A 26308-nucleotide genomic window follows, 5' to 3' on the forward strand; every position below is an offset into this window, starting at 1 on the left:
GATGTGATTAGACACGGGTTGATCTGCCGGGTCAAGCGTTTCGGCGTATTTCCATACCATCTCGTGATCAATTTCCGGCGTTTCTGTTATTTCGGCCCTTCGGCGTGTCCATCACAAACGCTCGCCAAAGTCCCCGGCCGGTACTGTCGTCCGGTGTGAAGGTCACCGTTCTGGTCGGTGGGGTCGGCGGCGCCCGGTTCCTACTGGGTGTTCAACAATTACTCGGGCTGGGTCAGTTCGCAACCGGGGGAGAAACTTCCGACCACGAGCTGACCGCCGTCGTCAACATCGGCGACGATGCCTGGATCCACGGGGTTCGGGTTTGTCCGGATTTGGACACCTGCATGTATACCTTAGGTGGAGGCGTAGACCCGGAGCGCGGTTGGGGCCATCGCGACGAAACCTGGCACGCCAAAGAGGAATTGGCGCACTACGGCATGCAGCCAGACTGGTTTCAACTCGGCGACCGCGATTTGGGGACGCACCTGGTGCGCACCCAGATGCTCAACGCCGGCTACCCGCTCTCGCAGATCACCACGGCGTTGTGCGACCGCTGGCAACCCGGCGCACAGTTGGTGCCCGCCAGCGACGACCGTTGTGAAACCCATGTGGTGATCACCGATCCGGCCGACGACAGTCGGCGCGCGATCCACTTCCAGGAGTGGTGGGTGCGCTACCGGGCCAACGTGCCAACCCACAGCTTCGCGTTCGTCGGCGCTGAAACGGCCAGTGCCACAACTGATGCGGTCGACGCGATCGGCAACGCCGATATCATCATGCTGGCGCCGTCCAATCCGGTGGTGAGCGTCGGCGCGATCCTGGCCGTGCCGGGGATCCGCGGCGCACTGCGGGCGGCTCGCGCACCGATCGTCGGCTACTCCCCGATCATCGGTGGAAAACCGTTGCGCGGCATGGCTGATGCCTGCCTCGAGGTGATCGGGGTCGAGTCCACCGCCGAAGCGGTCGGCCGATATTACGGCGCGCGCACTGCCACCGGGATATTGGACTGCTGGCTGGTGCACGACGGCGACTTGGAAACCTTCAAAGAAGAAATCGACGGCGTCGCGGTGCGCGCGGTGCCGCTGTTGATGAGCGATCCGAAGGCGACGGCAGAAATGGTTCGGGCCGGACTGGACATTGCGGGCGTGGCGCCGTGACCGATACCCCGAGGGAGCACGGCTCCGCCGCGACGATCGAGATCCTGCCCGTCACCGGACTTCCCGAGTTCCGCCCCGGCGACGATCTCGGCGCGGCAGTCGCCGCTGCCGCCCCGTGGCTGCGCGACAGCGATGTCGTCGTGGTCACCAGCAAGGTGGTGTCCAAGTGCGAGGGCCGGCTGGTGGCCGCTCCCGAGGACCCCGAGGAGCGCGACGAGCTCCGGCGCAGACTGGTCGATGACGAGGCGGTGCGGGTGCTGGCCCGCAAGGGCCGCACGCTGATCACCGAGAACCGGCTCGGGCTGGTGCAGGCCGCCGCCGGCGTCGACGGATCCAACGTCGGCCGAAGCGAACTCGCGCTGCTGCCGCTGGACCCCGACGGCAGTGCCGCGGCCCTGCGCGCCGCGCTGCGTGAGAAGCTCGGCGTCGACGTCGCGGTGGTTATCACCGACACCATGGGCCGGGCCTGGCGCAACGGTCAAATCGACGCCGCGATCGGCGCGGCGGGATTGGCTGTGCTGCATGGCTATTCGGGTGCGTTCGACGAGCACGGCAACGAGTTGGTGGTCACCGAGATCGCGGTGGCCGACGAAGTGGCCGCCGCTGCGGATCTGGTCAAGGGCAAGCTGACCGCAATGCCGGTGGCCGTGGTGCGCGGGCTGACCGTCGTCGACGACGGCACCACTGCGCGGCAGCTGCTGCGGCCCGGACCCGAAGATCTGTTCTGGCTCGGCACCGCCGAAGCCCTCGAGATGGGCCGCCGCGAGGCCCAGCTGCTGCGCCGGTCGGTGCGCCGGTTCAGCGCCGAGCCGGTGCCACCGGAGCTGATCGAGGCGGCCGTCGCCGAGGCGCTCACCGCGCCCGCCCCGCACCACACCCGCCCGGTGCGGTTCGTCTGGCTGCGTACCACGGCCACCCGGACCCGGCTGCTCGATCGGATGAAGGACAAGTGGCGCACCGACCTGGCCGGCGACGGAAAGCCGGACGACGCGATCGATCGGCGAGTGGCGCGCGGCCAGATCCTCTACGAGGCACCCGAGGTCATCATCCCGATGCTGGTGCCCGAGGGCGCCCACACCTATTCCGATGCTGAGCGCACCGATGCCGAGCACACCATGTTCACCGTCGCGGTCGGCGCGGCCGTGCAGGCATTGCTGGTCGCGCTGGCCGTTCGGGGAGTGGGCAGCTGCTGGATCGGCTCGACGATCTTTGCCGCCGATTTGGTCCGCGCCGAGCTGGAGCTGCCGGCCGACTGGGAACCGTTGGGCGGCATCGCGATCGGCTACGCCTCCGAAGAGGCAGGGCCCGGAGGGTTGCGCGGACCCGTGAATCCCGGAGATCTGCTGATCCGCAAGTGATACTGACCGGGTGAAAACGTTCGCGGGCAAGGCGGCCGCATCGGCCGACAAGGTTCGCGGCGGCTACTACACGCCGGCGTCGGTGGCACGATTTCTGGCCCGCTGGGTGCGCGAGGCCGGACCCCGGATCCTGGAACCCTCGTGCGGCGACGGCCGGATCCTGCGCGAGCTGGCCGCGCTCAGTGCGCAAGTACGGGGCGTGGAACTCGTGCCACAAGAGGCGCTCAAGGCACAGCGATTCGCTCCGGTCGACGTCGCGAATCTGTTCAGCTGGGTCGCCGAAATCGAGGCGGCCGGCTGGGACGCGGTGGCGGGCAATCCGCCCTACATCCGCTTCGGCAATTGGGCGTCCGAGCAACGGGAGCCGGCGCTGGAGCTGATGCGACGGGAGGGGCTGCGCCCCAGCAGGCTGACCAATGCCTGGGTCCCTTTCGTCGTCGCGAGCACGGTAATGGTGCGCGACGGCGGGCGGGTGGGTTTGGTATTGCCCGCCGAATTGCTGCAAGTCAGTTATGCCGCACAATTGCGCGAATTTCTGCTCGCGCGCTACCGCGAAATCACTCTGGTCACATTTGCCCGCCTGGTTTTCGACGGCATCCTGCAGGAAGTCGTGTTGTTCTGCGGGGTGGCCGGTGCGGGGCCCGCGCGAATTCGGACGATCAATCTCGCCGATGCCGACGCGCTCGCGCACGCGGACCTCGACGGCGAAGCCGCACCCGCGCTACTGCACGAGAAGGAGAAGTGGACCAAGTATTTCTTGGACCCCGCCGCGATCCGGCTGCTGCGCACGCTCAACCAGTCCGCCACGATGACGCGGCTCGGGGCCGTCGCCGACGTCGACGTCGGCATCGTGACCGGCCGCAACAGCTTCTTCACCTTCACCGACGCACAAGCCCACGAGCTGGGCTTGCGACCGCATTGCGTCCCGCTCGTCTCGCGCAGCAGCCAGCTGTGCGGTCTGGTCTACGACACCGATTGCCGGGCAAGCGATATCGCGGCCGGGCAGCGGACCTGGCTGCTCGACGCCCCGCAGGAGCCCGCCGATCCCGCGCTGACCAGCCACATCGATGCCGGTGAGGCCGCCGGGGTTCACCTCGGCTATAAGTGCTCGATCCGCGTGCCGTGGTGGAGAACCCCGTCGCTGTGGGTTCCCGATCTGTTCCTGCTGCGCCAGATTCACCTGGCGCCGCGGCTGACCGTCAACGCCGCCGCGGCGACCAGCACCGACACCGTGCATCGGGTGCGGCTGGTGGGACCCGCCGAAAGCCGGGCGGACCCGAAGGCGTTCGCGGCGGTGTTCCACAACAGCGCGACATTCGCTTTCGCCGAGATCATGGGCCGTAGTTATGGTGGTGGCATCTTGGAACTGGAGCCGACCGAAGCCGAGCAGCTGCCCATTCCCGCCCCGGCCCTGGCCGGCGCCGAACTGGCCGCAGATGTGGATCTCCTGCTGAAGGCCAACGAAATCGAGAAGGCACTCGACGCCGTCGACCGTCACGTCCTGATCGACGGGCTCGGCTGGTCACCCGATGTCGTCGCGCAGTGCCGAGCGGCATGGCACACGCTGCGCGACCGCCGGGCCAGACGCGGCGCCCGATGAGCATCCGCGATTCGGCCATCTCGGTGCTCGCCGACTGGCGGGCACCCGACCCGACGCAGGAGTCGCTGCGGCACGCCGTGCTGGCCTTCGTGCACGCTCGCCCCGACGCCTGCCGCCGCGAGTGCGAAGCCGGCCACGTCACGGCGTCGGCGATCGTGCTCGACGACACCGGCACCCGGGTGCTGCTGACCCTGCATCCCCGGCTAGGCCGCTGGGTCCAGCTCGGTGGCCACTGCGACGATGACGACGCCGACATCGTGACCGCGGCGCTGCGCGAAGCCGTCGAGGAATCCGGCGTGCCCGACCTGCGCATCGCACCGGAGCTGGCCGCGATTCACGTCCACCCGGTCACCTGCTCGCTGGGTATCCCGACCCGGCATCTGGACCTGCAATTCGTCGCGCACGCACCGTCGGGTGCCCAGATCGCGATCAGCGAGGAATCCGACGACTTGCGGTGGTGGCCGGCCGACGCGCTGCCACCCGGCACGGATTACGCGCTCGCACACCTGGTTTCGCGCGCACTGGCGTTGTAGCGCCGACGATGCAAGCTCAGACGTCGCTGGAGTAGCGGATCCCGCCGTCGGGAATCGAGACACCGGGCCAGACCCGGGCGCCGCGCAACAGCTCGCAGCGCGCACCGATGTCGGCGCCGTCGCCGATCACCCCGTCGCGGATCAGCGCGCGCGGACCGATGCGCGCCCCGAAGCCGACGATCGAGCGCTCGACCACGCTGCCCGCCTCGATCTTGACGCCGTCGAAGATCACCGCGCCGTCCAGCCGCACCCCGGGACCGATCTCGGCGCCGCGCCCGACGACGGTGCCACCGATCAGCACCGCACCGGGCGACACCGCCGCGCCTTCGTGCACCAGCTTCTCGCCGTGATGACCATGCAGGGCGGGAGACGTGACGATGCCGCGCACCAGGTCCGACGAACCGCGGACGAAATCGTCCGGGGTGCCCATGTCTCGCCAGTAGGTGGCGTCGACGTAGCCGCAGATCTTCACGTCGGGGTCCGACAACAACGCTGGGAACACCTCGCGCTCGACCGACACCGGCCGCCCGCGCGGAATCCGGTCGATGATCTTGCGCTCGAAGACGTAGGTGCCGGCGTTGATCTGATCGGTCGGGGGATCCTCGGTCTTCTCCAGAAAGGCCAAGACGCGGTTGTTCTCGTCGGTCGGCACGCAACCGAAGGCACGCGGATCACCCACCCGCACCAGGTGCAGCGTCACGTCGGCCTGGTTGGCCCGGTGCGACTCCACCAGCTGGCCGAGATCGGCGCCGGACAGCACGTCGCCGTTGAAGATCAGCGCGGTGTCGTGGCGCAACTTGTCCGCGATGTTGGCGATGCCGCCGCCGGTCCCCAGCGGCTCGGATTCGGTGACGTAGTCGATCTCCAGACCCAGCGCAGACCCGTCACCGAACTCCGCTTCGAACACCCCGGCCTTGTACGAGGTGCTCAGGATGACGTGCTCGACGCCCGCCGCGGCGACGCGCGACAACATGTGGGTGAGAAACGGCACCCCGGCCGTCGGCAGCATCGGCTTGGGCGCCGACAACGTCAGCGGCCGCAGGCGAGTGCCCTTGCCGCCGACCAGAATCACCGCATCCACTCCGGCAATCGCCAACTCAGTGTCGCCCTTCTGCCGACTTCTCCGAACGCTGCCGGCGCGAGCTGCGGACCATCAGAGCCGAGCGCAACGCCAACGAGGCCCGCAACACCCAGCGCAGCGGAGCCAGCCACCAACCGGTATGCCGATCTGCCAGAAAGATATAGGTGCTGCGGTGGTGGGCGGCGAGGTGGCTGGCCGGATCGTCCCCGGTGGAATGGCCCTTGTGGTGCAGCACTTCGGCCGACGGCACGTAGACGTTGAGCCAGCCGGCCTTGCCGAGCCGGTCGCCGAGGTCGACGTCCTCCATATACATGAAGTAGCGCTCGTCGAATCCGCCGATCTGACCGTAGGCCGATCGGCGCAGCAGTAGACACGATCCCGAGAGCCAGCCCACCGGCCGTTCGCTGGGCTCGAGCCGCTCCTGGCGGTAGGCCGCCGACCAGGGATTGCGCTTCCAGAACGGCCCGATCACCGCGTGCATGCCGCCGCGGATCAGGCTGGGCAGGTGGCGCGCCGACGGATACACCGAGCCGTCGGGGTCGTGGATCAGCGGGCCCAGCGCGCCGGCCTGCGGCCAGCGGGTTGCCGCTTCCAGCAGCGCGTCGATGCTGTTCGGGCCCCACTGCACGTCCGGGTTGGCCACCAGCACCCAGTCGTCGATCTCCCCGCGCTCGGACAGGTGCTCGATCGCGCGGTTGACCGCGGTGCCGTAGCCGAGATTGCCCCCGGTGCTGAACAGCCGCACGTTCGGATAGCGCTCCACCGCCGCCTGGGGCGCGCCATCGGTGGAACCGTTGTCGGCCATCAGAACGCTGACCGGACGCTCGGTGGCCAGCGACAGCGAAGCCAGAAAACGTTCGAGGTGGTGGCCCGGCGAATAGGTCACCGTCACGACCGGCAGGACGTCAGTCACGCGTAGAGATTATCGGTCGTTCGGCTGGAGCCGGCCCCCCCGAGGCGGCGGGCGCGGCCAGCGCCGCGACAAGCGCAGGGCGCCAGGGCCGCAGCGGCGTCATGCCCGCCGCCGCCGACTCCCGGCTCGACAACGCGGAGTAGGTCGGACGGGGCGCGGGACGGGGAAATTCGGCGGTGCTCACCGGGTGCACCCGCTCGGGGTCGGCGCCACACTCCTCGAACACCGCGCGGGCCAGGCCGAATCGCGAGACGGCGCCCTCGTTGGCGGCGTGCAGGATCGGCCCGGGCACGCGGTCGTCGGCGATCTGCAGCAGTGCGTCGGCCACGTCGCCGACGTAGGTGGGCGAGCCGACCTGGTCGTCGACGACCTTAACCGGGCCTTGGGCATCACCGCCGGCCGCGAGCTTGCGCATGATCGCGACGAAGTCTTTGCCGGTGCCGCCGGTGTAGACCCAGGCGGTGCGGACCACGGTGCACTGGGCCTCCGGCAGCGCCGCCAGCACGGCGACTTCGCCGGCGCGCTTGCTGCATGCGTATACGCCGCGCGGCGTGGTCTCGTCGCTGGGTTCGAACGGATGGGGATCGGCGTAATCACCGGCAAAAACGAAGTCGGTCGAGACGTGGATCAGCCGGGCGCCGACCCGCGCGCAGGCCCGCGCGATGTGCGCCGGCGCGGCCTCATTGACCGCGTACGCCCGCGCTTGGTCGCTCTCGGCGCCGTCGACATCGGTGTAGGCGGCGCAATTGATAACGACGTCGCCGCTCGTCACGATCGCCTCCGCGGCGGCCGGGTCGGTGATGTCCCACTGCGCGGACGTCAGCGCCAGGACGTTGCGTCCCTGCTCAGTGCCGTGGGCCGCCAAACGCCCGCCCAGCTGTCCACCGGCTCCGGTGACGACGATCCTGCCCGACATGGTTCGAGTCTGGCATGTCCGGGAAAGCTCGGGCCACGCCGCTGCTGGCTACCCGAGAAGCGGGTGTGTCGCAAGTAACCTAGTGTGATGCTTGTGCAGCGTGTGGTTCGTGTTGTTGCCACGGTGCTAGCCGTCGCCGTCGTTCTCGGCACCGGCGTGGCGTGGAACAACGTCCGGGCATTCGAAGACGGCATCTTCCACATGTCGGCCCCGTCGCTGGGCAAGGGCGGCGACGACGGCGCGATCGACATCCTGCTGGTCGGCCTGGATAGCCGCACCGACGCGCACGGCAACCCGTTGACCCCCGAGGAGCTGGCGACGCTGAAGGCCGGTGACGAGGAAGCCACCAACACCGACACCATCATCCTGGTCCGGATACCGAACAACGGGAAGTCGGCCACCGCGATCTCGATACCGCGCGACTCCTATGTGATGGCGCCCGGTCTGGGCAAGACGAAGATCAACGGGGTCTACGGCCAAACCCGGGAAGCCAAGCGGACCAACCTAGTGAAGGCCGGCGATTCGGCCGAGGACGCCGCCACTCAGGGAACCGAGGCCGGCCGCGAGGCCTTGATCAAGACCGTCGGCGACCTCACCGGTGTCACCGTCGACCACTACGCCGAGATCGGGCTGCTGGGCTTCGCCTTGATCACCGAAGCGCTCGGCGGCGTCAACGTGTGTCTCAAAGATGCTGTATACGAACCCCTTTCGGGTGCGGACTTCCCGGCCGGTCCACAAAAGCTGGACGGCGCAGAGGCGCTCAGCTTCGTGCGTCAGCGCCACGACCTGCCGCGCGGTGACCTCGACCGGGTGGTGCGCCAGCAAGTCGTGATGGCTTCGCTGGCCCACCGGGTGATCTCCGGCCAGACGTTGTCGAGCCCCGGCACGCTGAAAAAGCTGGAGGCCGCGGTGCAGCGCTCGGTGGTGATCTCCCAGGGTTGGGATGTGATGGATTTCGTCCAGCAGCTGCAGAAGCTGGCCGGCGGTAACGTCGCCTTCGCCACCATCCCGGTGCTCGACGGGGCCGGCTGGAGCGACGACGGCATGCAGAGCGTGGTCCGCGTCGACCCGCACCAGGTTCAGGACTGGGTCGCCAGCCTGTTGCACGACCAGGATCAGGGCAAAACCGAGCAACTGGCCTACACACCCGCCAAGACCACCGCCACCGTCGTCAACGACACCGACATCAACGGACTGGCGGCCGCGGTGTCAGATGTGTTGAGCTCCAAGGGATTTACCACAGGCGCAGCGGGCAACAACGACGGCAGCCACGTCAAATCCAGCCAGGTGCGCGCCAACAAGTCCGACGACATGGGAGCCCAGGAAGTCTCCAAGGAACTGGGCGGGTTGCCCGTCGTCCCCGATGCGTCACTGGCGCCGGGATCGGTCCGGGTGGTGCTGGCCAACGACTACACCGGACCGGGCTCGGGCCTGTCCGGTGGCACGACAGCACCGGCACGGGTGACCAACCAGTCGGCCACCGATCCGAATGTTCCTGCGCCTTCCCCGATCCTGACGGCCGGCAGCGACAAGCCGGAGTGCATCAACTGACCACGCTATCCGGGGCGATCCTCGATCCGATGCTGGCCGCCGACCCGGTCGGTCCGCGCATTACCTATTACGACGACGCGACCAGCGAGCGCATCGAGTTGTCCGCGGTGACCCTGGCCAACTGGGCGGCCAAGACCGGCAACCTATTACGCGACGAGTTGGGCGCGGGCCCGGACAGCCGGGTGGCGATCTTGTTGCCCGCGCATTGGCAGACCGCGGCGGTCCTCTTCGGGGTGTGGTGGATCGGCGCCGAGGCGGTTCTCGACGGGCCGGCCGACCTGGCGCTGTGCACCATCGAACGGCTCGACGAGGCCGACGCGACGGTCGAGCCCGGCGGCGAGGTCGCGGTGTTGTCGCTGGATCCATTCGGTCGTCCCGCAAACCTGGGGGGATCCGATCTGCCGATCGGCGTCACCGACTACGCCACCGCGGTGCGGGTGCATGGCGACCAGATCGTCGCCGAACGCCATCCCGGCCCCGCACTGGCCGGCCGTTCCGTCGAAGAAGTCCTGGCCGACTGTGAAAGCTCGGCGGCGGCAAGGGGTTTGACGGCCAAGGATCGGGTGCTTTCCACCGCCTCGTGGCCGGGCCCGGCCGAATTGGTCGACGGCCTGCTGGCGATCATGTCCGTCGGCGCCTCGTTGGTCCAGGTGGCCAACCCGGATCCGGCGGCGCTGCAGCGCCGCGTCGAGACCGAGAAGGTCACCCGCGTTCTCTGATGACATCGCGAGGTTTCTCGCGGCGGCCGCCTCGCCTGGCCTGGCCGGAACCGCGGGAATTCAACCGCAGCTCAACGTCGAGGGACTGATTCAATGGGCCGAGGGTCTTTCGGCCGGCTAGGCCGCGTGTTGAGCATCCGTTTCAGCACCTTTCCGCCCGCGTTGCGGGGCAGCTCGTCGACGAACAGCACATCACGCGGAATCTTGAAGCGCGCCAACCGGTTTCGGATATATTCCTGGACATCGCGCTCGGTCAGCGACGCGCCCGGGCGCAGCACGATGTAGGCGCGCAGGCGCTGGCCGAACTCCTCATCGTCGACGCCGATCACCGCGACGTCGGCGATATCCGGATGCTGCGCGAGTGCCTCTTCGACCTCGCCCGGGTATACGTTCTCACCCCCGGACACGATCATCTCGTCGTCGCGGCCATCGATGAACAACCTGCCGTCGCCATCGAAATGGCCCACGTCACCGGTAGCTATCAGGCCCTGGATCGAGTCCCTGGTGCCACCGCCGGTGTATCCCTCGAACGCCAGCACGTTGCCGACGAAGATCCGGCCGGGGGTCCCGGTCGGCGCCTCGTGGTCGGCGTCGGCGAACACCTTGACGACCGATCCAGGCACGACTCGACCGACGCATCCCGGCTCGACAACCAGATCCGCAGGCGTGGCGATGGTGGCGTAGGCGACTTCGGTGGTCCCGTACATGTTGTAGACGACGGGTCCCAACTCTTCGGCCGCGCGGGTCGCCAGCGCGGCACCCAGCTGGGACCCACCGACGAACACAATGCGTAGGTTCGACAAATCGCGGTCGGCCAGCGCTTGCGGGCCCAGGTCCAGGATGCGCCGCAGCATGATCGGCACCACGATCAAGGCGCTGGCACGATGTGCGGCCACGCTCGCCACGGCCCGCTCGGGATCGAAGTGGCGGCGCAGCACCAACGTCGAGCCCAGCACCATCCCGAACATCGCGTGGCTGAACCCCAGCGAATGAAACAGTGGCACACAACATTCGGTGACTTCTCGGCCCCTGAACGGCGCCTTGCCGAGCAACGCCCCCACCGGTATCAACGAGTACGGCTCGGAGCGCGCGGCCCCCTTCGGGGCGCCGGTCGTCCCGCTGGTCGAAATGACGATCTTGGGTCTACCACCGGACGCGGGTGGCGCCGAGGTATCGCCATGCTCGATCAGCGCATCGAGAGTGTCGGTACCCGGCGCATGTGCCCAGGCCCGGATGCGCCCCAGCCGCGGTTGGACGTCAGCGACGATCGGGCCGTACTCGTCGTCATAGACAAGCAGATCGATGTCCTCGCGGCTGACCATGTCGGCCAGTTGCTGCTCGCCAAATCCGGTGTTGAGCAGAACCACCCCGGCTCCGCACTTGGCTGCGCCGTAGACCGCTTCGAGAAAACCTCTGTGGTTGGCGGCCAAGATCGCCACGTTGGCGCCCGGGCCGAGTCCGCGCCCGCGCCACTCGTTGGCCAACGCATTGGTCCGCTCATTCAGCTCGCCGAAGGTCAGCGCACCCCGCTCGTCGATCAGCGCCACCCCATGGCAATCTCGGCCCGCGGCGATCACCGTCGCCGCACCCAACAGCCCGTAGCGGTTCAGCGCCGCCAGCACCGCGAATACGCGACGGCCGCGGATCGGGTGCAACCCCCCGGACTTCGCAAAAAGAAGTAGTGACCAGCCTTCAAGGCCGAGGCGCCGCAACCATCCCGCCAACGTCTGCACTCATCGATATTGCGCGCGGCCACAGCTCGTCGATAAGGGCGCAATGCCACCGCGCCCGAGGTCTTTGGTCACCGCCGCCGCGCTCGTAGTTATTGTGTCTAACCAGTGGTTCGAGAGAAAGGCGCATCCGTGGCACGCAGCGACGACGACACCTGGGACCTGGCGACGAGTGTGGGAGCCACCGCCACCATGGTGGCCGCCGGACGGGCCCGGGCCACCAGGGACGAGCTGATCGACGACCGGTTCGCCGAGCCGCTGGTGCGCGCCGTCGGCGTCGACTTCTTCACCCGGTGGGCCAACGCCGAGATCGACGCGGCCGAGGTCGACGAGCCCGGTGCACCATGGGGCATGCAGCGCATGACCGACCTGCTGGCGGCGCGCACCCGCTACATCGATGCGTTCTTCGCCGACGCCCAGAAAGACGAAGCCGCCGCGGGCATCCGCCAAGTCGTGATCCTGGCCTCCGGCCTGGACGCGCGCGGATACCGACTGCCCTGGGCCCCGGGAACGACGGTGTTCGAGATCGATCAGCCGGAAGTCATCGAGTTCAAGACCACCACGATCGAAGCGCTCGGTGCCAAGCCCACCGCCGAGCTCCGGGCCGTCGCGGTCGACCTGCGCCACGATTGGCCGTCAGCGCTGACGCGGGCCGGGTTCGATACCGGCCAACCCGCCGCGTGGGCTGCAGAGGGCCTACTCGGCTTCCTGCCACCCGACGCCCAGGATCGCTTGCTGGACAACATCACCGCGCTGTCCGCCGACGGCAGCCGGCTGGTGGCCGAGGTGTTTCTGAATACCGGCTGCAATCAGAACGCGTTGAACGGCGCCAGCCAGCGGTGGCGCGATCACGGGCTCGACGTCGTGCTCGACGATCTGGGCTTCCCGGGTGAGCGCAGCGATGCGGCCACGTATCTGGCCGATCGCGGCTGGCATCCGGTCAGCACCCCGCTGAATCAATTGTTGGCCGACAACGGATTACCGCAGCAGCCCGATGGTGACGACGCCCCGTTCGCCAAGAATTACTACTGCACCGCAGTTTTGCACCAGGCAGGGTAAAGGAAGGCTCCATTATGCCAAACAGCCAGCCGCCCAAGCCACTTGACGGATACCGGGTTCTCGATTTCACGCAGAACATCGCCGGCCCGCTAGCTGGACAGATCATGGCCGACCTCGGTGCCGAGGTGATCAAGGTCGAGGCGCCCCACGGCGAAGCGGCCCGGCAGATCGTCGCGGTGCTGCCCGGCCGGCCGCCGCTGCCCACGCTGTTCTGGCCCCACAACCGGGGCAAGAAGTCGGTCGCGGTGGACCTGACCAAAGACGAAGCCAAACAACAGATCTTGCGGCTGGTCGACACCGCCGACGTCGTGCTCGAGGGTTTCCGGCCCGGGGTGATGGAGCGTATGGGGCTGGGCCCCAATGAGTTACAGGCGCGCAACCCGAAGCTCATCTACGCGCGTTTGTCCGCCTACGGCGGCAACGGCCCGGAGGGCAACCGGCCGGGCGTCGACCTGATGGTCGCCGCCGAGTCGGGCATGACCACCGGAATGCCCACGCCGAGCGGCAAACCACAGATCATTCCGTTCCAGCTCGTCGACGCGGCCAGCGGCCACGTGCTGGCGCAGGCGGTGCTGGCCGCGCTGCTCAACCGCGAGCGCCATGGTGTGGCCGATGTGGTCCGGGTCGCAATGTACGACGTCGCGGTGGGCCTGCAGGCCAGCCAGCTCACGATTCACCTGAACAAGCCTGCCGAGGCGCCCAAGCCGAAGCCGGACCCGGCGCCAACTACCAAGAAGCGCAAGGGTGTTGGCTTCGCCACCCAGCCGTCGGATGCCTTCAAGGCCGCGGATGGGTACCTGGTGATCAGCGCGTACGTGCCCAAGCACTGGGCGAAGCTGTGCGAGATCATCGGCCGGCCCGACATGTTGGAAGACGAACGGTTCATCGACCAGCGGTCCCGTGCGATGAACTACCCCGAGTTGACCGAGGAACTCGAGTCGGCGCTGGCCGCCAAGACCGCCGCCGAATGGGTTGAGCTGCTGCAAGAAGGCGGCTTGATGGCCTGCCTGGCCTACACCTGGAAGCAAGTCGTCGGCACCCCGCTATTCGCCGAAAACGAACTCGCGCTAACGGTCGGCAGTGGTGCCGATGAAATCACGGTGATCCGCACTCCGGCCCGCTACTCCAGCTTCGATGCGGCAGCCACCGATCCCCCACCCGCTGCGGGCCAGCACAACGACATGTTTCTGGCCGAGTCCTGATTTCGCGCACCGGCTTTCTTTGAATCGCCGATGAAACGACTTGTTGTCAAAGCAGGGACACCTGGGTTTCTTTGAGTTGTCGATGAATCCGTGGGCGTTTATCCCCGTGATCAGGCGGTCGCGGAAAGCTTCCTCACACGAACTAGCCGCAGGCGGCACGACGTCTTGTCGTCCGCTTATCTGACTTGTCTTGGTTGCCAAGGCTGGTGAGCGCATGATTGACACACGACGTTCTACCGGTCATAAAGAGTCGTCAGCTTCGGGGTAGCGGACCGCCGCTTGCCGACTTCCTAACCGCTGGAGGAGTCGACGTATGAATGCGCTTGTGGAAACGGCCAAATCCGGGTCGCTTCTGAAGAACCTGCGCCACGACGTTCCCGCATCGCTCGTCGTCTTCCTTGTGGCCCTGCCACTTTCGCTGGGCATCGCGATCGCCTCCGGGGCCCCGCTGGCCGCCGGCTTGATCGCCGCGGTAGTGGGCGGCATCGTCGCCGGCACTTTCGGCGGGTCGTCGGTCCAGGTCAGTGGCCCGGCCGCGGGCCTCACGGTCGTGGTCGCCGGGCTGATCGACGACTTCGGGTTCCCGATGTTGTGTCTGATGACGATCGGCGCCGGTGCGCTGCAGATCGCGTTCGGGCTGAGCCGGCTGGCACGCGCCGCGCTGGCTATTGCTCCGGTGGTCGTGCACGCAATGCTGGCGGGCATCGGTATCACGATCATTTTGCAGCAGATTCACGTACTGATGGGGGGATCGTCACACAGCTCTGCTTGGCAGAATCTGGTGGCGTTGCCCAACGGGATTCTGCATCACGAACTACATGAGGTGATCACGGGTGCAACGGTCATCGCGATCTTGTTGGTCTGGTCGAGGCTGCCCGCCAAGATTCGGATGATCCCCGCCCCACTGGTCGCTATCGTCGCGGCGACCGCGCTGGCGATCGCGGCGGGGCTGGACACCGATCGAATCTCCTTGTCGGGCAACTTCTTCGACGCGCTTAACCTGCCTCATATCTCGGGAGCGACCCCGAAAGGCAAGCCGTGGCTGGACGAGACCGAGGACATCGCCATCGGTGTGCTGACGATCGCCCTGATCGCCAGTGTCGAATCGCTGCTGTGCGCGGTCGGTGTCGACAAACTGCACGACGGGCCGCGCACGAACTTCGACAAGGAGATCATCGGGCAGGGCACCGCGAACGTGGTATCCGGATTGCTTGGCGGCTTGCCGATCACCGGTGTCATCGTGCGTAGTTCGGCCAACGTGGCCGCGGGCGCCCGCACCCGGATGTCGGCGGTGCTGCACGGCGTGTGGATCCTGCTGTTCGCCTCGCTGTTCACCGACCTGGTGGAACTCATCCCGAAGGCCGCGCTGGCCGGACTGCTGATCGTGGTCGGCGCCCAGCTGATCAAACTGGCTCACATCAAACTGGCCTGGCGCACAGGCAATTTCGCAGTGTACGCCATCACCATTTTGTCGGTGGTGTTCCTGAACCTGCTGGAAGGTGTGCTCATTGGGCTCGCCGTCGCCATCGGCTTCCTGCTGGTCAGGGTGACTCGCGCACCTGTCGCGGTGCAGCCGATCGGCGGCGAACAGTCTAAGCAATGGCGCATCGATATCGACGGCACGCTGAGCTTCCTGCTGCTGCCACGCCTGACCAAAGCGCTCGCGTCGGTGCCGCAGGGTACCGAGGTGACGCTGAACCTGAACGCGGACTACATCGACGACTCCGTATCCGAAACGATCGAGGATTGGCAACGCACGCACGAAGCGCGCGGCGGCGTGGTGGTGATCGTGGAGACGACCGGCGCGAAGCTGCAGAACGCGCACGTGAGCCCACCGAAGCGTCACTTCGCGTCCGCTCCGATCGGGCTGGTGCCGTGGCGGTCGGCGCGCGCCAATCACGAAAACAACGGCGAGGCTTCGATTCTCGACCGCGTCGATGAGTATCACCGCAACGGCTCGGCCGTTTTGCACCAGCACATCGCGGGGCTCGGCGGCGCCCAGGACCCGTATGCGCTGTTCCTCACCTGCGCGGATTCCCGGATCCTGCCGAACGTCATCACTGCCAGCGGCCCCGGCGACCTGTACACCGTTCGCAACTTCGGCAACCTGGTGCCGACCGACTCCGACGACCGATCGGTCGACGCCGCAATCGAATTCGCGGCCAGCCAGTTGGGCGTGCGTTCGGTTGTCATCTGCGGGCATTCGTCGTGCGCGGCGATGAAAGTGCTCCTCGCCGAGGACGCCCGTCAATCCGCGACACCGATGGGCCAGTGGCTGCAATACGCCGGCGACAGCCTGGCCGCCTACCGGGATCACCATCCGGCGCGCGCCAGCGCCGCGGCCAACGGGTACTCGCAGATCGACCAGCTGAGCATCGTGAACGTCGCCATTCAGCTGGAAAGACTGATCCGCCACCCGATCTTGGCGACCGCGGTCACGGCCGGCGATATTCAGGTGGTCGGCATCTTCTTCGACATCGCGACCACCCGGGTGTACGAGGTGACGCCGCGCGGCATCGTGTGCCCCGAAAAACCCCCCGCTACACGCCCGGCAGACGAACCACCTGCAGGAAGAAGTCATCGATCTGCCTTACCGCACTGATGAATTGGTCGAGGTCGACCGGCTTGGCGACATAGGCGTTGGCGTGCAGCTTGTAGCTGCGCAGAATGTCTTCCTCCGCCGAGGAAGTGGTGAGCACCACGACCGGGATACGCGCGAGATCCGCGTCGGACTTCACCTTCTCCAGTAGCTGGCGACCGTCGTACTTGGGCAGGTTCAGATCCAGCAGGATGAGATCCGGTCGTGGTGCGTCTCCGAACCGACCGCGCTTGTAGAGGAAGTCGAGCCCTTCTTCACCGTCGTGCGCGACATGTAGCCGATTCTGGAACTTGTTATGCTCCAACGCCTCCCGCGTAATGAGTTCATCTCCCGGGTCGTCTTCGACGAGCAGGATCTCGATTGCTCTGCTGGCGGGTGTCATTGGTGCGCTCCTTCCAGGGCGGCTGGGTGCTCTGCGTCCACGGCAGCGGGGAGCGTGAACTCGAATCGGGTTCCGTCGGTGTAGGTCGTGTCGATCCGGACTGCGCCGTCGTGGTACTCGACGATCTTCTTCACCAGCGCCAGGCCGACACCCGTTCCCGGGTATACCTCGCGGCCGTGCAGCCGCTGGAAGATCACGAACACCTTCTCGGTGAACTCCTCGGCGATGCCGATGCCGTTGTCCGACACGGTCAGTAGCCACTGGTGAGTATCCGGACGCAGTTGGCACTCGATGACGATCCGGGGCGACCGATCGACGTGACGGAACTTGATCGCATTGCCAATCAGGTTCTGCCACAACATCGTCAGCAGTGTCGGATCTCCGAGGATCTGTGGCAGCGGCTGGGCCGGGCGTACGATCTCGGTGTTTGACTCCTCGATGGCGGTGGCGAGGTTGGCCACGGCCGCATCCAGCGTCACGTCCAGCCCGACCTCGGTTTGCTTGCCACCCACCCGGCCGACTCTGGAGAAGCTCAACAGGTCGTTGATCAGCACCTGCATCCGCTTGGCACCGTCAACCGCATAGTTGATGTATTCGATCCCGCGCTCGTCGAGCTGATCGCCGTAACGCTTTTCCAGCAACTGGCAAAACGAGGCGACCTTGCGCAGCGGCTCCTGCAGATCGTGTGAGGCGACATAGGCGAACTGCTCGAGCTCGGCGTTGGATCGCTTCAATTCGATTGCCTGCTCGTCCAATCGCGCCTCGGCCGCCCGCGAATTGTCCAGTGCCGAAACGATTCGCTGCCGCATGTTCTCGACATCGATGGCCATGTCCCGAATATCCTTGGGCCGCCGCGGGACCGAGATGGTCTCGGTGAAGTTACCCTCGGTGATCCGCCGGCATGACGCGGCCAGGGCCGCCAGCGGTAGGGTGATAGCACCCCGGGTCAGCAGTCCCAATGTGATTGCGAGGCCGAAGAAAACCAGCACCACCGCAGCCAGCACCCGGTCCCGCCAGGCCTTGATGTCGTTCAATTCGTCAGTAGCCTGCGCGGCCGCCGCGGCGAGATCGGTATTCTGCGTCTCGAAAAGTCCACGCAAATGGTCGAACTCGGCTTTTCCGCGATCCGCCATCCTGCTGTTCACCACGCCGGGGGCGGTGGGGGTCACGCTCGCGATCAGCGGCTCGGCGGAGCTGGCTCGCCAATTGGCGGCGGCCCGCTCGACGGCGTCCAAATCGTTGACCAGGTCCACGCGCGGACCCAGCAGCCGCCGGACGTCCTCGGCAGCCGCCTGTTCGGCGTGTTGCCCGTCGTAGTAGGGCGTGAGGAACTGCCGGTCGGCGGCGATCGCATAGCCACGCACACCGGTTTCCTGGTCGCGCAACGCGGCCTGCAGCTGCAGGGCGGCCCGCCGCGCGGGCTGAATCTGTTCGGTCAGGCCGCGCGACACCTCGTCGGTGCGATTCAGCAATGCCGCGCCTGCTGCGGCGCCGGCGAGCACCAGCACCCCCATGCTCAACAAGACGAGGAACAGCCAGCCCCGGACGGTCAGTTGTGCCCGCGGATGCCCGTCGGTGATCATGTCGCCGTCCGCTCTACCCGCACCACGGCGATGTCATCGGTGAGGCCGCCGCGCGGCTGGGCGAGTTCCTCGGCGCCGTCGATGAGCGCATCGACGAAAGCCGAACTGGGCAAGCCATCGTGGGTACGCGCCAGTGCAAGCAAGCCATCCTCCCCCAGTCGTTCGTTGCCGGTCCCGGAATATCCCTCGAAGAGGCCGTCGGTGAGCAACAAGAGCCCCTGCCCCACCGGCAAATCCAGCTCGGACTGCGGCCAGTCGTCGGCACGCAGTCCCAGCGCCGGCCCGGCCGGCGGCTCGATCCATTCCACCGGTGCGGCGCCTTGGCGCAACATACCCGGATGCCCGGCCCGGATACACGTGATGCCCGGGGTGTCGGGCGGAATCTCCAGGGACAGCACCGTCGCGAAGATCCCGCTGCCGGCCCGTTCGGCCTGCAGCACGCGCTCCAGCTGACGCATCGATTCGGCGGCGCGCACGCCCGCGAATGTGAGGGCGCGCCAAGCGATTCGCAACGCGGCGCCCAGGGCGGCCTCGTCGGGCCCGTGTCCGGCGACATCGCCGATCAAGACGTGCACCACCCGGTCCGGTGTTTGCACGACGTCGTAGAAGTCACCGCACAGCAGCGCGTCCACCCGACTCGGCCGGTATCGGGCGACGATCTCGACACCCGGGTTGTCCAGCAGCAACGGCGACGGCAACAGGCCGCGTTCCAGCAAAGCGTTCTCGCGGGCTCGAAGCTGCGTCGCGTGCAGATCCGCGGCGATGATCTCAACCCGCTTGCGCTCGATCGCGTAAAGCAGCGCACGTCGCAGCATTTCGGGTTCGACCCGGCCCTTGACCAGATAATCCTGTGCCCCGGCCGCAACCGCGGAGGCACCGAAGAATTCGTCGTTCAAACCGGTCAGCACCACGATCGGCACCGTGGCGTCGCGTTTGGCGATGCGGTCCAGGGCCTCGATACCGCTGGCGTCGGGCAGATGTAGATCCAGCAGTACGCAGTCCGGCCGGGCCGAAGCCAGCTCGCGCTCGGCGTGGGCCATCGACTGCGCCCAGGTCACGCGGATGTCGTCGACCGCGCTGGAAATCAGGTCTCCGACCAGCACGGCGTCGGCGCGATCGTCTTCGACCAGCAGTAACGACAACGTCTGCCAGTGCGCCGCCGGCGTGACTGGGCTAAGCATCCGCACCCCTTGCCGCAGTCGTACCCTGCTCATTTGGCGCTACGCGTGGCCGCTACCCTCCGAACGGCACATGCTGAGCTTGGTTGTAGCGCACGATCCTATTAGGCAACCTGAGTTTCTGGGCACCGGGTCCCGGAAAACGGTCAGCGCAGCAGGGCCCGTGACATGACCACGCGCTGAATCTGGTTTGTTCCCTCATAGATCTGGGTGATCTTGGCGTCACGCATCATCCGCTCGACGGGAAAGTCGATGGTGTAGCCGGCGCCGCCGAACAGTTGCACGGCGTCGGTGGTGACCTCCATCGCGACGTCGGAGGCAAAGCATTTCGACGCCGCCGAGATGAAGCCCAGATTCGACTCGCCACGCTCGGCCCGCGCGGCCGCGCTATAGACCATCAGCCGAGCGGCCTCCACCTTCATCGCCATGTCGGCCAGCATGAACTGCACGCCCTGGAAGCTGCTGATCGACTCGCCGAACTGCTTGCGGTCCTTGGTGTAGGCGATCGCCGCGTCCACCGCGCCCTGGGCGATGCCCACGGCCTGCGCCCCGATGGTGGGGCGGGTGTGATCCAGCGTGGCCAGCGCCGTCTTGAAGCCGGTGCCGGGCTCGCCGATGATCCGGTCGCCCGGGATGCGGCAGTTCTCGAAATAGAGCTCGGTGGTCGGCGAGCCCTTGATGCCGAGCTTGCGCTCCTTCGGTCCGACGGTGAACCCCTCGTCGTCCTTGTGCACCATGAACGACGAGATACCGTTGGCGCCCTTGTCGGGATCGGTCACCGCCATCACGGTGTACCAGGTTGACTTGCCGCCGTTGGTGATCCAGCACTTGGCGCCGTTGAGAATCCAGTCGTCCCCGTCTGCCTTGGCGCGGGTGCGCATCGCGGCCGCGTCGCTGCCGGCTTCGCGCTCGCTCAGGGCGTAGGACGCCATCGCGGTGCCGTCCGCGATCGACGGCAAGACCTGCTTCTTCAGTTCGTCCGAGCCGCGCAGGATCAGGCCCATGGTGCCGAGCTTGTTCACCGCCGGGATCAGCGAAGCCGACGTGTCGACCCGGGCGACCTCTTCGATGACGATGCAGGCCGCCACGGAGTCCGCGCCCTGGCCGCCGTACTCCTCGGGCACGTGCACGGCGTTGAAGCCCGAGGCGTTCAGCGCGTCCAGCGCCTCCTGCGGGAAGCGGGCATTCTCATCCACATCCGCGGCGTGCGGAGCGATTTCCTTTTCCGCCAGTGCCCGAATCGCCGCCCGTAACTCCTGGTGTTCCTCGGGCAACTGGAACAGATCGAAGTCGGGGTGTCCGGCCCATGCAGCCATCTTGAAATCTCCTAGCCCTGTTGCTACTCGCCGGTAACTTTACCCTGGAGCTCTTGCAGGGCCTCATCCTTCGCCCGCACGCTGTCGGCCAGCTGCTCCTGGAACGCCACGATCCGGGCCCGCAGCGCGGGGTCGCGGGAGCCGAGAATCCGCACCGCCAGCAACCCCGCATTGCGGGCGCCACCGATCGAGACGGTGGCCACCGGCACGCCGGCGGGCATCTGCACGATCGACAGCAGTGAGTCCATGCCGTCCAGCCGGGCCAGTGGCACCGGCACCCCGATCACCGGCAGCGGCGTCGCGGACGCGACCATGCCGGGCAGGTGGGCGGCACCCCCGGCGCCCGCGATGATCACCTCGATGCCGCGGTCGGCCGCGCCGCGGGCATAGTCGAACATCACGCCCGGGGTGCGATGCGCCGAGACCACCCGGACCTCGGCCGGGATGTCGAACTCGGCCAGCGCCGCGGCGGCGTCGGCCATCACCGACCAGTCGCTGTCGCTGCCCATGATCACCCCGACGCGAGGCGCGCTAACCATGTGGATCCCATCCGTCCGACCACTGCCCATGTGACAACCAGTGTGCCGCCAGCTCGGCCCGGGCACGAAGCTTCGGCAAGTCCGCGACCCCGACGCCCTGGCCGCCGAGGAAATTGACGTGCCCGACTTTGCGGCCCGGGCGCTCGTCCTTGCCGTAGAGGTGTACCCGCGCGTCGGGCATCCGGGCGTACAGGTGATGCAACCGCTCGTCGACGGTCATTTCCGGCGGCTGCGCCGCCCCCAGCACGTTGGCCATCACGGTCACCGGCGCGATGGCATCGGTGTCGCCGAGCGGGTAGTCCAGCACCGCCCGCAGATGCTGTTCGAACTGGCTGGTGCGCGAACCGTCCATCGTCCAGTGCCCGGAGTTGTGCGGCCGCATCGCGAGCTCGTTGACCAGCACCGCGCCGCTCGTCGTCTCGAACAGCTCGACGGCGAGCACACCGACCACGCCGAGTTCGGCCGCCAGCCGCAGCGCCAGCTGCTGCGCGGTCGCGGCCACGCCCTCGGGCAGCTCGGGCGCGGGCGCGATCACCTGCACGCAGATGCCGTCGGCCTGCACCGTCTGGACCACCGGCCACGCCGCACCCTGCCCGAACGGCGAGCGGGCGACCAGCGCCGACAATTCGCGGCGCAGTTCGACCTTCTCCTCGAGCACCACCGGCACGCCGTCGGCCAGGTAGGCGCGGGCGATCTCGCGCGCATCCGCCAGGTCGCGCGCCAGCTGCACGCCCCGGCCGTCGTAGCCCCCGCGGGCCGCCTTGACCACCAGCGGGGCGTCGACACGGCCCGCGAAGGCGTCCACCTCGTCGAGGCGGTCGAGGGAATCCAGGCCGAGATAGCGCGGCACCGCGGCACCGAGGGCCTCCAGCCGGCGGCGCATCACCAGCTTGTCCTGGGCGTGCAACAAGGCCTGCGGTGGCGGTGCCACGTTGACACCGTCGGCGACCAGCTTCTCCAGCAGCTCCGCCGGGACGTGCTCGTGGTCGAAAGTCAGCACGTCGGCGCCGGCGGCGACCCGGCGCAGGTCCTCCAGATCGGTGTGCGAACCGATCACCACATCGGGGGTGACCTGGGCGGCGGGCTCGTCGGCGGCCAGCGCCAGCACCCGCAGGCTCTGCCCCAGCGCGATCGCGGCCTGGTGCGTCATCCGGGCTAGCTGACCGCCGCCGACCATGGCGACCAACGGGCTGCGTGTACTCGGCACGGCCATCATGGTGTCACGGCACCCAACGGCGTGTTGACCGGCTGTGACGCGAAATCGTTATGTATCATTTTGCGCCGTTTTCGAGTCCGTCCGTACACTCACGTGTTGTGTCCTTTGCCGATGCCACAATCGCGCGCTTGCCCCAGGCCTTTCAGCCCTATGCACAGCGCCATCATGAATTCATCAAATTCGCCATCGTCGGGGGCACCACCTTCATCATCGACTCGGCAATTTTCTACACGCTCAAGCTGACGATTCTCGACTACAAGCCGGTGACGGCCAAGGTGATCGCGGGCATCGTCGCGGTCATCGCGTCCTACGTGCTGAACCGCGAGTGGAGCTTCCGCGACCGGGGCGGCCGCGAGCGCCATCACGAGGCGCTGCTGTTCTTCGCGTTCAGCGGTGTGGGGGTGCTGCTGAGCATGGCGCCGCTGTGGGTGTCCAGCTACATCCTGCAGCTGCGGGAACCGATGGTGTCGCTGACCGTGGAGAACATCGCGGACTTCATCTCCGCCTACATCATCGGCAACCTGCTGCAGATGGCGTTCCGCTTCTGGGCGTTCCGGCGTTGGGTGTTCCCCGACCAGTTCGCCCGCAACCCCGACAAGGCAATCGAATCCGCGCTTACCGCCGGCGGGATCGCCGAGGTATTCGAGGATGAGGTCGAGTCCGGCAACGTCACCCTGCTGCGCGCCTGGCGCAACCGGCGGAGCCGGATCAATCAGCTCGGTGACTCGTCGGAACCCAGGGTGTCGAAGACTTCGTGATACAGCAGCGCGTGCACCTCGCGCAGCCGCGGAATGTTGTAGAACTCCAACGGATCCTGTGACGCCGACTCGATAATCAGCGTCCCGGTGCGAAACGGTCGCTCCCAAATCTTGTCCCGGAATTCCACACTATTGATCCGCGCCAGCGGGATATCGATCCCGTTGCGGGTCAGCAATCCGTGCCGATACATCACCCGGCGATTGGTGACGACGAAATGTGTGGTGAGCCAAGTCAATACGGGCCACAGCGTCAGCCAGCCGACGATCACCAACCAGATCCCCCAGATGACGCCGTGGATGATGTTCTTGGCCATCTGCTCCCAGTGCGTGGAGTTGACGTAGCCCGACCCGAACGCCGCCAGCCCGGTAACCAGGATGAAGATCAGCACCGGCCAGATCAGTCGCTTCCAGTGCGGATGACGGTGTATGACGACCTGTTCGCCGGCGGCCAGGGCGTTATCGGGATAGCTCATGTGGTGACACTAGCCCCGCAAATGCACGACGTCACCGGCGGAAACGACGACGGTCTCGTTGCCGGCCTCCAGACACAGCCGGCCCTGATCGTCGATTCCGCTGGCCGTCCCGACGATCTCCTTGCCGCCGGGCAGCTGTGCGCGCACCCGGGTGCCGATGGTCAGGCTGCGTGCCCGGTAGTCGGCGGCTAACTGCCAGTCGGCCCCGCGAGCGGCCTGCCACGCCACGATCCGCCCGCCGAGCTCGCGCAGCACCGCGCCGACCAGTTGACCGCGGTCGGGGGCGGCCACGCCCAGGTCGAACAAGGAGGTCGCCCTCGGACCGTCGACCTCCTCGGGTGCCTGAGTCACGTTGAGCCCCAGGCCAATTACCACGACCGGCCGCGCCACCTCGGCGAGGATTCCGGCCAGCTTGCCACCCGCGGCCAGCACGTCGTTGGGCCACTTGAGGCCGAGTTCCACCCCGCCCAACAGCGGGGCCACGGCGTCGACCACCGCCACTCCGGTGGCCAGCGGCAGCCAGCCCCACCCGGTGACCGGGACGTCGACGACGCTCACCGCGACCGACATCGTGATCTGTGCCCGCGGCGAAGCCGACCAGCCGCGGCCGTGCCGTCCGCGACCGGCGGTCTGGTGTTCGGCGATCAGCACCGCTCCGGCGATGTCGGTGCCGTCGGCCGCGCGAGCCAGTAGATCGGCGTTCGTGGAACCGGTCTGCTCGACGACATCGAGCCGCCGCCAACCCAATCCGGTCCCGACGAGCTCGGTGCGCAGCGCGGCCGCATCCAGTGGCGGCCTCAGTGAGTCGCGATCCATCGACGTCCAGCCTAGAGGGCCGGAGCTCAGTGACGGCGATCTCGCATGTCCAGCGCCGCCAGGTGGCTGAACAGCATGCTGGTCCCGATCGGGTTACCGCCGCCGGGATAGGCCAGCCCGCTGGGCGCGGCCATCGTGTTGCCCGCCGCGTACAGACCGGGGATGGGCTTGCCGGAGGTGTCGAGCACCCGCGCCGCGGTATCGGTGCGCAGGCCGCCCTTGGTGCCCAGATCGGACAGGCCGAACTGCGCGGCGTGATACGGCGGTGAGTCGATGGGCACCAGCGGCGACGCGCCCGCCGAGAAGGCGCGGTCGAAGGCCTCGTCGCCGCGGCCGAAGTCCTCGTCGACGCCGGATGCGGCAAAACCGTTGAACCGGGCCACAGTTGCGGCCAGCCGATCCCCCGGGACCCCGATCTTGGCGGCCAGCTCCTCGAGAGTGTCGGCGGTGTGCCACAGCCCGGCAGCGACGTACTTCTCGGTCTCGACGATGGACACGTTGGCGGCCTTGACCGGCGGCACCTCGCCTTCCTTGTCGTCGTAGATCATCCAGTACGGCAACGACATTGAGCCGTCTTGTAGCTGCGCGATGATCTCGCGCCCGGCCCGGTCGTAGGCCCTCGACTCGTTGACGAACCGATTGCCGTGCTGGTTGACGAAGATGCCGCCGGTGAACCACAGCGCGAACGCCGAGCGGCCGTCGGGATGGGTCATGCCCGGTGACCACCACGCCTGGTCCAGCAGGTCGGTGTCGGCGCCCGCGGCGATGCCGGCCCGCAGTGCCAGACCGCGACTTCCCGGGCCGCCCATGGTGTCTCGCGCCACGCCCGGCACGCCGTATTCGCGGCGCAACTCCTCGTTGGCTTCGAAACCGCCGGCGGCCAGCAGCACGCCCAGCCGGGTGCGGATCGCGCGGCGCTCGCCGGCGGTCTCGACGATCGCTCCCGTGACCCGCCTATGCGGCCCGTCGGACATCACCAGCTCGACCAGCGCGGTGTCGCGTTGCAGCGACGCGCTGGGGTACTGCTCGATGGCCTTGAGGAAACGCGCGATCAGCGCGCGGCCGCCGAGGTAGTAGTCGGGCGGGGTTTCGGCGCCGAGCCGGTCGGTGTCCAGCGGCCCGCGAATCGCGTCGCGCAATTCGGGAGCGGCGGCCACTTTCAACGGCTTGGCGGCGATGTGGCGCTGCCCGTCCAGGCGCGCCTTCGGTGCCTTGCCGTAGTAGTCGGGCCAGGGCAACGGCACGAACTTCAGGTTTGGGTCTTCCTCCAGATACTCGATCAGCGGCGCGCCACCGCGCACGAACGTCTCCTGGAGGTCGCGGGGGGTGCGGTCGCCGACCACCGCCCGGTAGTAGGTGAGGGCGTCCTCGATGGTGTCGTCGTCCATGCCGGCCCGGACGAGCACCGGGTTGCAGGGGAACCAGACGCCGCCGCCGCCGGAGTAGGCCGTCGTGCCACCGAATTTGTCGGTCGCCTCGACCAGCAGCACCTCGAGTCCTTCGCGCGCCGCGGTGTAGGCACCCGTGACCCCGCCGCCGCCCGACCCCGCGACCAGCACGTCGCACTCTTGGCTCCACTGCACCGTGCCCATAGTCAGCGCAGCCTATCCCCGCCGCTAAGCTCGACTC

The 26308-nt window shown here is 67.4% G+C and carries 23 protein-coding genes; 10 read left to right on the forward strand and 13 right to left on the reverse strand.

Features of this window, described 5'->3' with window-relative positions:
• Window positions 1–155: 155 nt before the first annotated feature.
• Genes cofD through SKC41_RS01285 form a run of 4 tightly spaced genes read left to right on the forward strand, consistent with a single transcriptional unit; the run spans window position 156 to window position 4648 of the window.
• Entirely contained in the window at window positions 156–1157 is a 1002-nt protein-coding gene (gene cofD / locus SKC41_RS01270) for a 2-phospho-L-lactate transferase (RefSeq protein WP_330975959.1), read from the forward strand.
• Window positions 1154–2515, forward strand: coding sequence for a coenzyme F420-0:L-glutamate ligase (locus tag SKC41_RS01275; RefSeq protein ID WP_330975960.1), 1362 nt, complete (start codon window positions 1154–1156; stop codon window positions 2513–2515). The genes cofD and SKC41_RS01275 overlap by 4 nt, the downstream gene beginning before the upstream one ends.
• A gap of 10 nt (window positions 2516–2525) precedes the next feature.
• On the forward strand, window positions 2526–4115 hold the full coding sequence (locus tag SKC41_RS01280) for a class I SAM-dependent methyltransferase (RefSeq protein WP_330975961.1): 1590 nt from the start codon (window positions 2526–2528) through the stop codon (window positions 4113–4115).
• Window positions 4112–4648 (forward strand): NUDIX hydrolase, encoded by a 537-nt coding sequence (locus SKC41_RS01285; RefSeq protein ID WP_330975962.1) that lies wholly within the window; start codon window positions 4112–4114, stop codon window positions 4646–4648. The genes SKC41_RS01280 and SKC41_RS01285 overlap by 4 nt, the downstream gene beginning before the upstream one ends.
• Before the next feature lie 16 nt (window positions 4649–4664).
• Here the strand turns inward: SKC41_RS01285 and SKC41_RS01290 are convergent, their stop codons facing one another.
• The 3 genes from SKC41_RS01290 to rfbD are packed head-to-tail and all read right to left on the reverse strand — an operon-like array spanning window position 4665 to window position 7558.
• Entirely contained in the window at window positions 4665–5744 is a 1080-nt protein-coding gene (locus SKC41_RS01290; RefSeq protein ID WP_330975963.1) for an NDP-sugar synthase, read from the reverse strand.
• Window position 5745: 1 nt separating this feature from the next.
• Window positions 5746–6642 (reverse strand): glycosyltransferase family 2 protein, encoded by an 897-nt coding sequence (locus tag SKC41_RS01295; RefSeq protein WP_330975964.1) that lies wholly within the window; start codon window positions 6640–6642, stop codon window positions 5746–5748.
• On the reverse strand, window positions 6635–7558 hold the full coding sequence (rfbD, locus tag SKC41_RS01300) for a dTDP-4-dehydrorhamnose reductase (protein WP_330975965.1): 924 nt from the start codon (window positions 7556–7558) through the stop codon (window positions 6635–6637). The genes SKC41_RS01295 and rfbD overlap by 8 nt, the downstream gene beginning before the upstream one ends.
• Before the next feature lie 84 nt (window positions 7559–7642).
• Here rfbD and SKC41_RS01305 point away from each other — a divergent pair, with 84 nt between their 5' ends.
• Complete coding sequence (locus SKC41_RS01305; RefSeq protein WP_442931509.1) at window positions 7643–9109, forward strand: LCP family protein; 1467 nt, start codon at window positions 7643–7645, stop codon at window positions 9107–9109.
• Window positions 9097–9828, forward strand: a complete 732-nt coding sequence (locus SKC41_RS01310) for a TIGR03089 family protein (protein ID WP_330975967.1) — start codon at window positions 9097–9099, stop codon at window positions 9826–9828. The genes SKC41_RS01305 and SKC41_RS01310 overlap by 13 nt, the downstream gene beginning before the upstream one ends.
• A 71-nt stretch (window positions 9829–9899) precedes the next feature.
• On the opposite strand, the gene SKC41_RS01315 is transcribed toward SKC41_RS01310, so the two are convergent.
• Window positions 9900–11561, reverse strand: a complete 1662-nt coding sequence (locus SKC41_RS01315) for an AMP-binding protein (RefSeq protein WP_330975968.1) — start codon at window positions 11559–11561, stop codon at window positions 9900–9902.
• A 129-nt stretch (window positions 11562–11690) separates the two neighbouring features.
• On the opposite strand from SKC41_RS01315, the gene SKC41_RS01320 reads away from it, so the two are divergent.
• From SKC41_RS01320 to SKC41_RS01330, 3 genes are all read left to right on the forward strand, one after another.
• On the forward strand, window positions 11691–12617 hold the full coding sequence (locus tag SKC41_RS01320; RefSeq protein WP_330975969.1) for a class I SAM-dependent methyltransferase: 927 nt from the start codon (window positions 11691–11693) through the stop codon (window positions 12615–12617).
• A gap of 14 nt (window positions 12618–12631) precedes the next feature.
• Window positions 12632–13819, forward strand: a complete 1188-nt coding sequence (locus tag SKC41_RS01325; RefSeq protein WP_330975970.1) for a CoA transferase — start codon at window positions 12632–12634, stop codon at window positions 13817–13819.
• A gap of 313 nt (window positions 13820–14132) precedes the next feature.
• On the forward strand, window positions 14133–16421 hold the full coding sequence (locus SKC41_RS01330; RefSeq protein WP_330975971.1) for a SulP family inorganic anion transporter: 2289 nt from the start codon (window positions 14133–14135) through the stop codon (window positions 16419–16421).
• On the opposite strand, the gene SKC41_RS01335 is transcribed toward SKC41_RS01330, so the two are convergent.
• The 6 genes from SKC41_RS01335 to SKC41_RS01360 all read right to left on the reverse strand — a co-directional run bounded on the left by SKC41_RS01335 (window position 16360) and on the right by SKC41_RS01360 (window position 22632).
• Window positions 16360–16800 carry a response regulator gene (locus SKC41_RS01335; RefSeq protein ID WP_330975972.1) on the reverse strand — a complete coding sequence of 147 codons (441 nt, stop codon included), beginning with the start codon at window positions 16798–16800 and terminating at the stop codon, window positions 16360–16362. The genes SKC41_RS01330 and SKC41_RS01335 overlap by 62 nt on opposite strands.
• Window positions 16797–18383: a sensor histidine kinase gene (locus tag SKC41_RS01340; RefSeq protein ID WP_330975973.1), complete on the reverse strand. Its 1587-nt coding sequence runs from the start codon at window positions 18381–18383 to the stop codon at window positions 16797–16799. Before SKC41_RS01340 ends, SKC41_RS01335 begins: the two co-directional genes overlap by 4 nt.
• On the reverse strand, window positions 18380–19564 hold the full coding sequence (locus tag SKC41_RS01345; protein ID WP_330975974.1) for a PP2C family protein-serine/threonine phosphatase: 1185 nt from the start codon (window positions 19562–19564) through the stop codon (window positions 18380–18382). The genes SKC41_RS01340 and SKC41_RS01345 overlap by 4 nt, the downstream gene beginning before the upstream one ends.
• Window positions 19565–19707: 143 nt before the next feature.
• Entirely contained in the window at window positions 19708–20877 is a 1170-nt protein-coding gene (locus SKC41_RS01350; protein ID WP_330975975.1) for an acyl-CoA dehydrogenase, read from the reverse strand.
• Between the two features lie 23 nt (window positions 20878–20900).
• Window positions 20901–21416 carry a 5-(carboxyamino)imidazole ribonucleotide mutase gene (gene purE / locus SKC41_RS01355; RefSeq protein WP_330975976.1) on the reverse strand — a complete coding sequence of 172 codons (516 nt, stop codon included), beginning with the start codon at window positions 21414–21416 and terminating at the stop codon, window positions 20901–20903.
• On the reverse strand, window positions 21409–22632 hold the full coding sequence (locus tag SKC41_RS01360) for a 5-(carboxyamino)imidazole ribonucleotide synthase (RefSeq protein WP_330975977.1): 1224 nt from the start codon (window positions 22630–22632) through the stop codon (window positions 21409–21411). The genes purE and SKC41_RS01360 overlap by 8 nt, the downstream gene beginning before the upstream one ends.
• A gap of 98 nt (window positions 22633–22730) precedes the next feature.
• Between SKC41_RS01360 and SKC41_RS01365 the strand changes: the two genes are divergently transcribed.
• Window positions 22731–23390: a GtrA family protein gene (locus SKC41_RS01365; RefSeq protein ID WP_330975978.1), complete on the forward strand. Its 660-nt coding sequence runs from the start codon at window positions 22731–22733 to the stop codon at window positions 23388–23390.
• On the opposite strand, the gene SKC41_RS01370 is transcribed toward SKC41_RS01365, so the two are convergent.
• The 3 genes from SKC41_RS01370 to SKC41_RS01380 are packed head-to-tail and all read right to left on the reverse strand — an operon-like array spanning window position 23345 to window position 26271.
• On the reverse strand, window positions 23345–23863 hold the full coding sequence (locus tag SKC41_RS01370; protein ID WP_330975979.1) for a PH domain-containing protein: 519 nt from the start codon (window positions 23861–23863) through the stop codon (window positions 23345–23347). The two genes, SKC41_RS01365 and SKC41_RS01370, sit on opposite strands and share 46 nt — an antisense overlap.
• A gap of 9 nt (window positions 23864–23872) precedes the next feature.
• Window positions 23873–24679 (reverse strand): biotin--[acetyl-CoA-carboxylase] ligase, encoded by an 807-nt coding sequence (locus SKC41_RS01375; protein ID WP_330975980.1) that lies wholly within the window; start codon window positions 24677–24679, stop codon window positions 23873–23875.
• Window positions 24680–24705: 26 nt separating this feature from the next.
• Window positions 24706–26271: an FAD-binding protein gene (locus tag SKC41_RS01380; RefSeq protein WP_330975981.1), complete on the reverse strand. Its 1566-nt coding sequence runs from the start codon at window positions 26269–26271 to the stop codon at window positions 24706–24708.
• Window positions 26272–26308 lie beyond the last annotated feature (37 nt).

The sequence above is a fragment of the Mycobacterium sp. 050128 genome, assembly GCF_036409155.1.
GTDB lineage: Bacteria > Actinomycetota > Actinomycetes > Mycobacteriales > Mycobacteriaceae > Mycobacterium.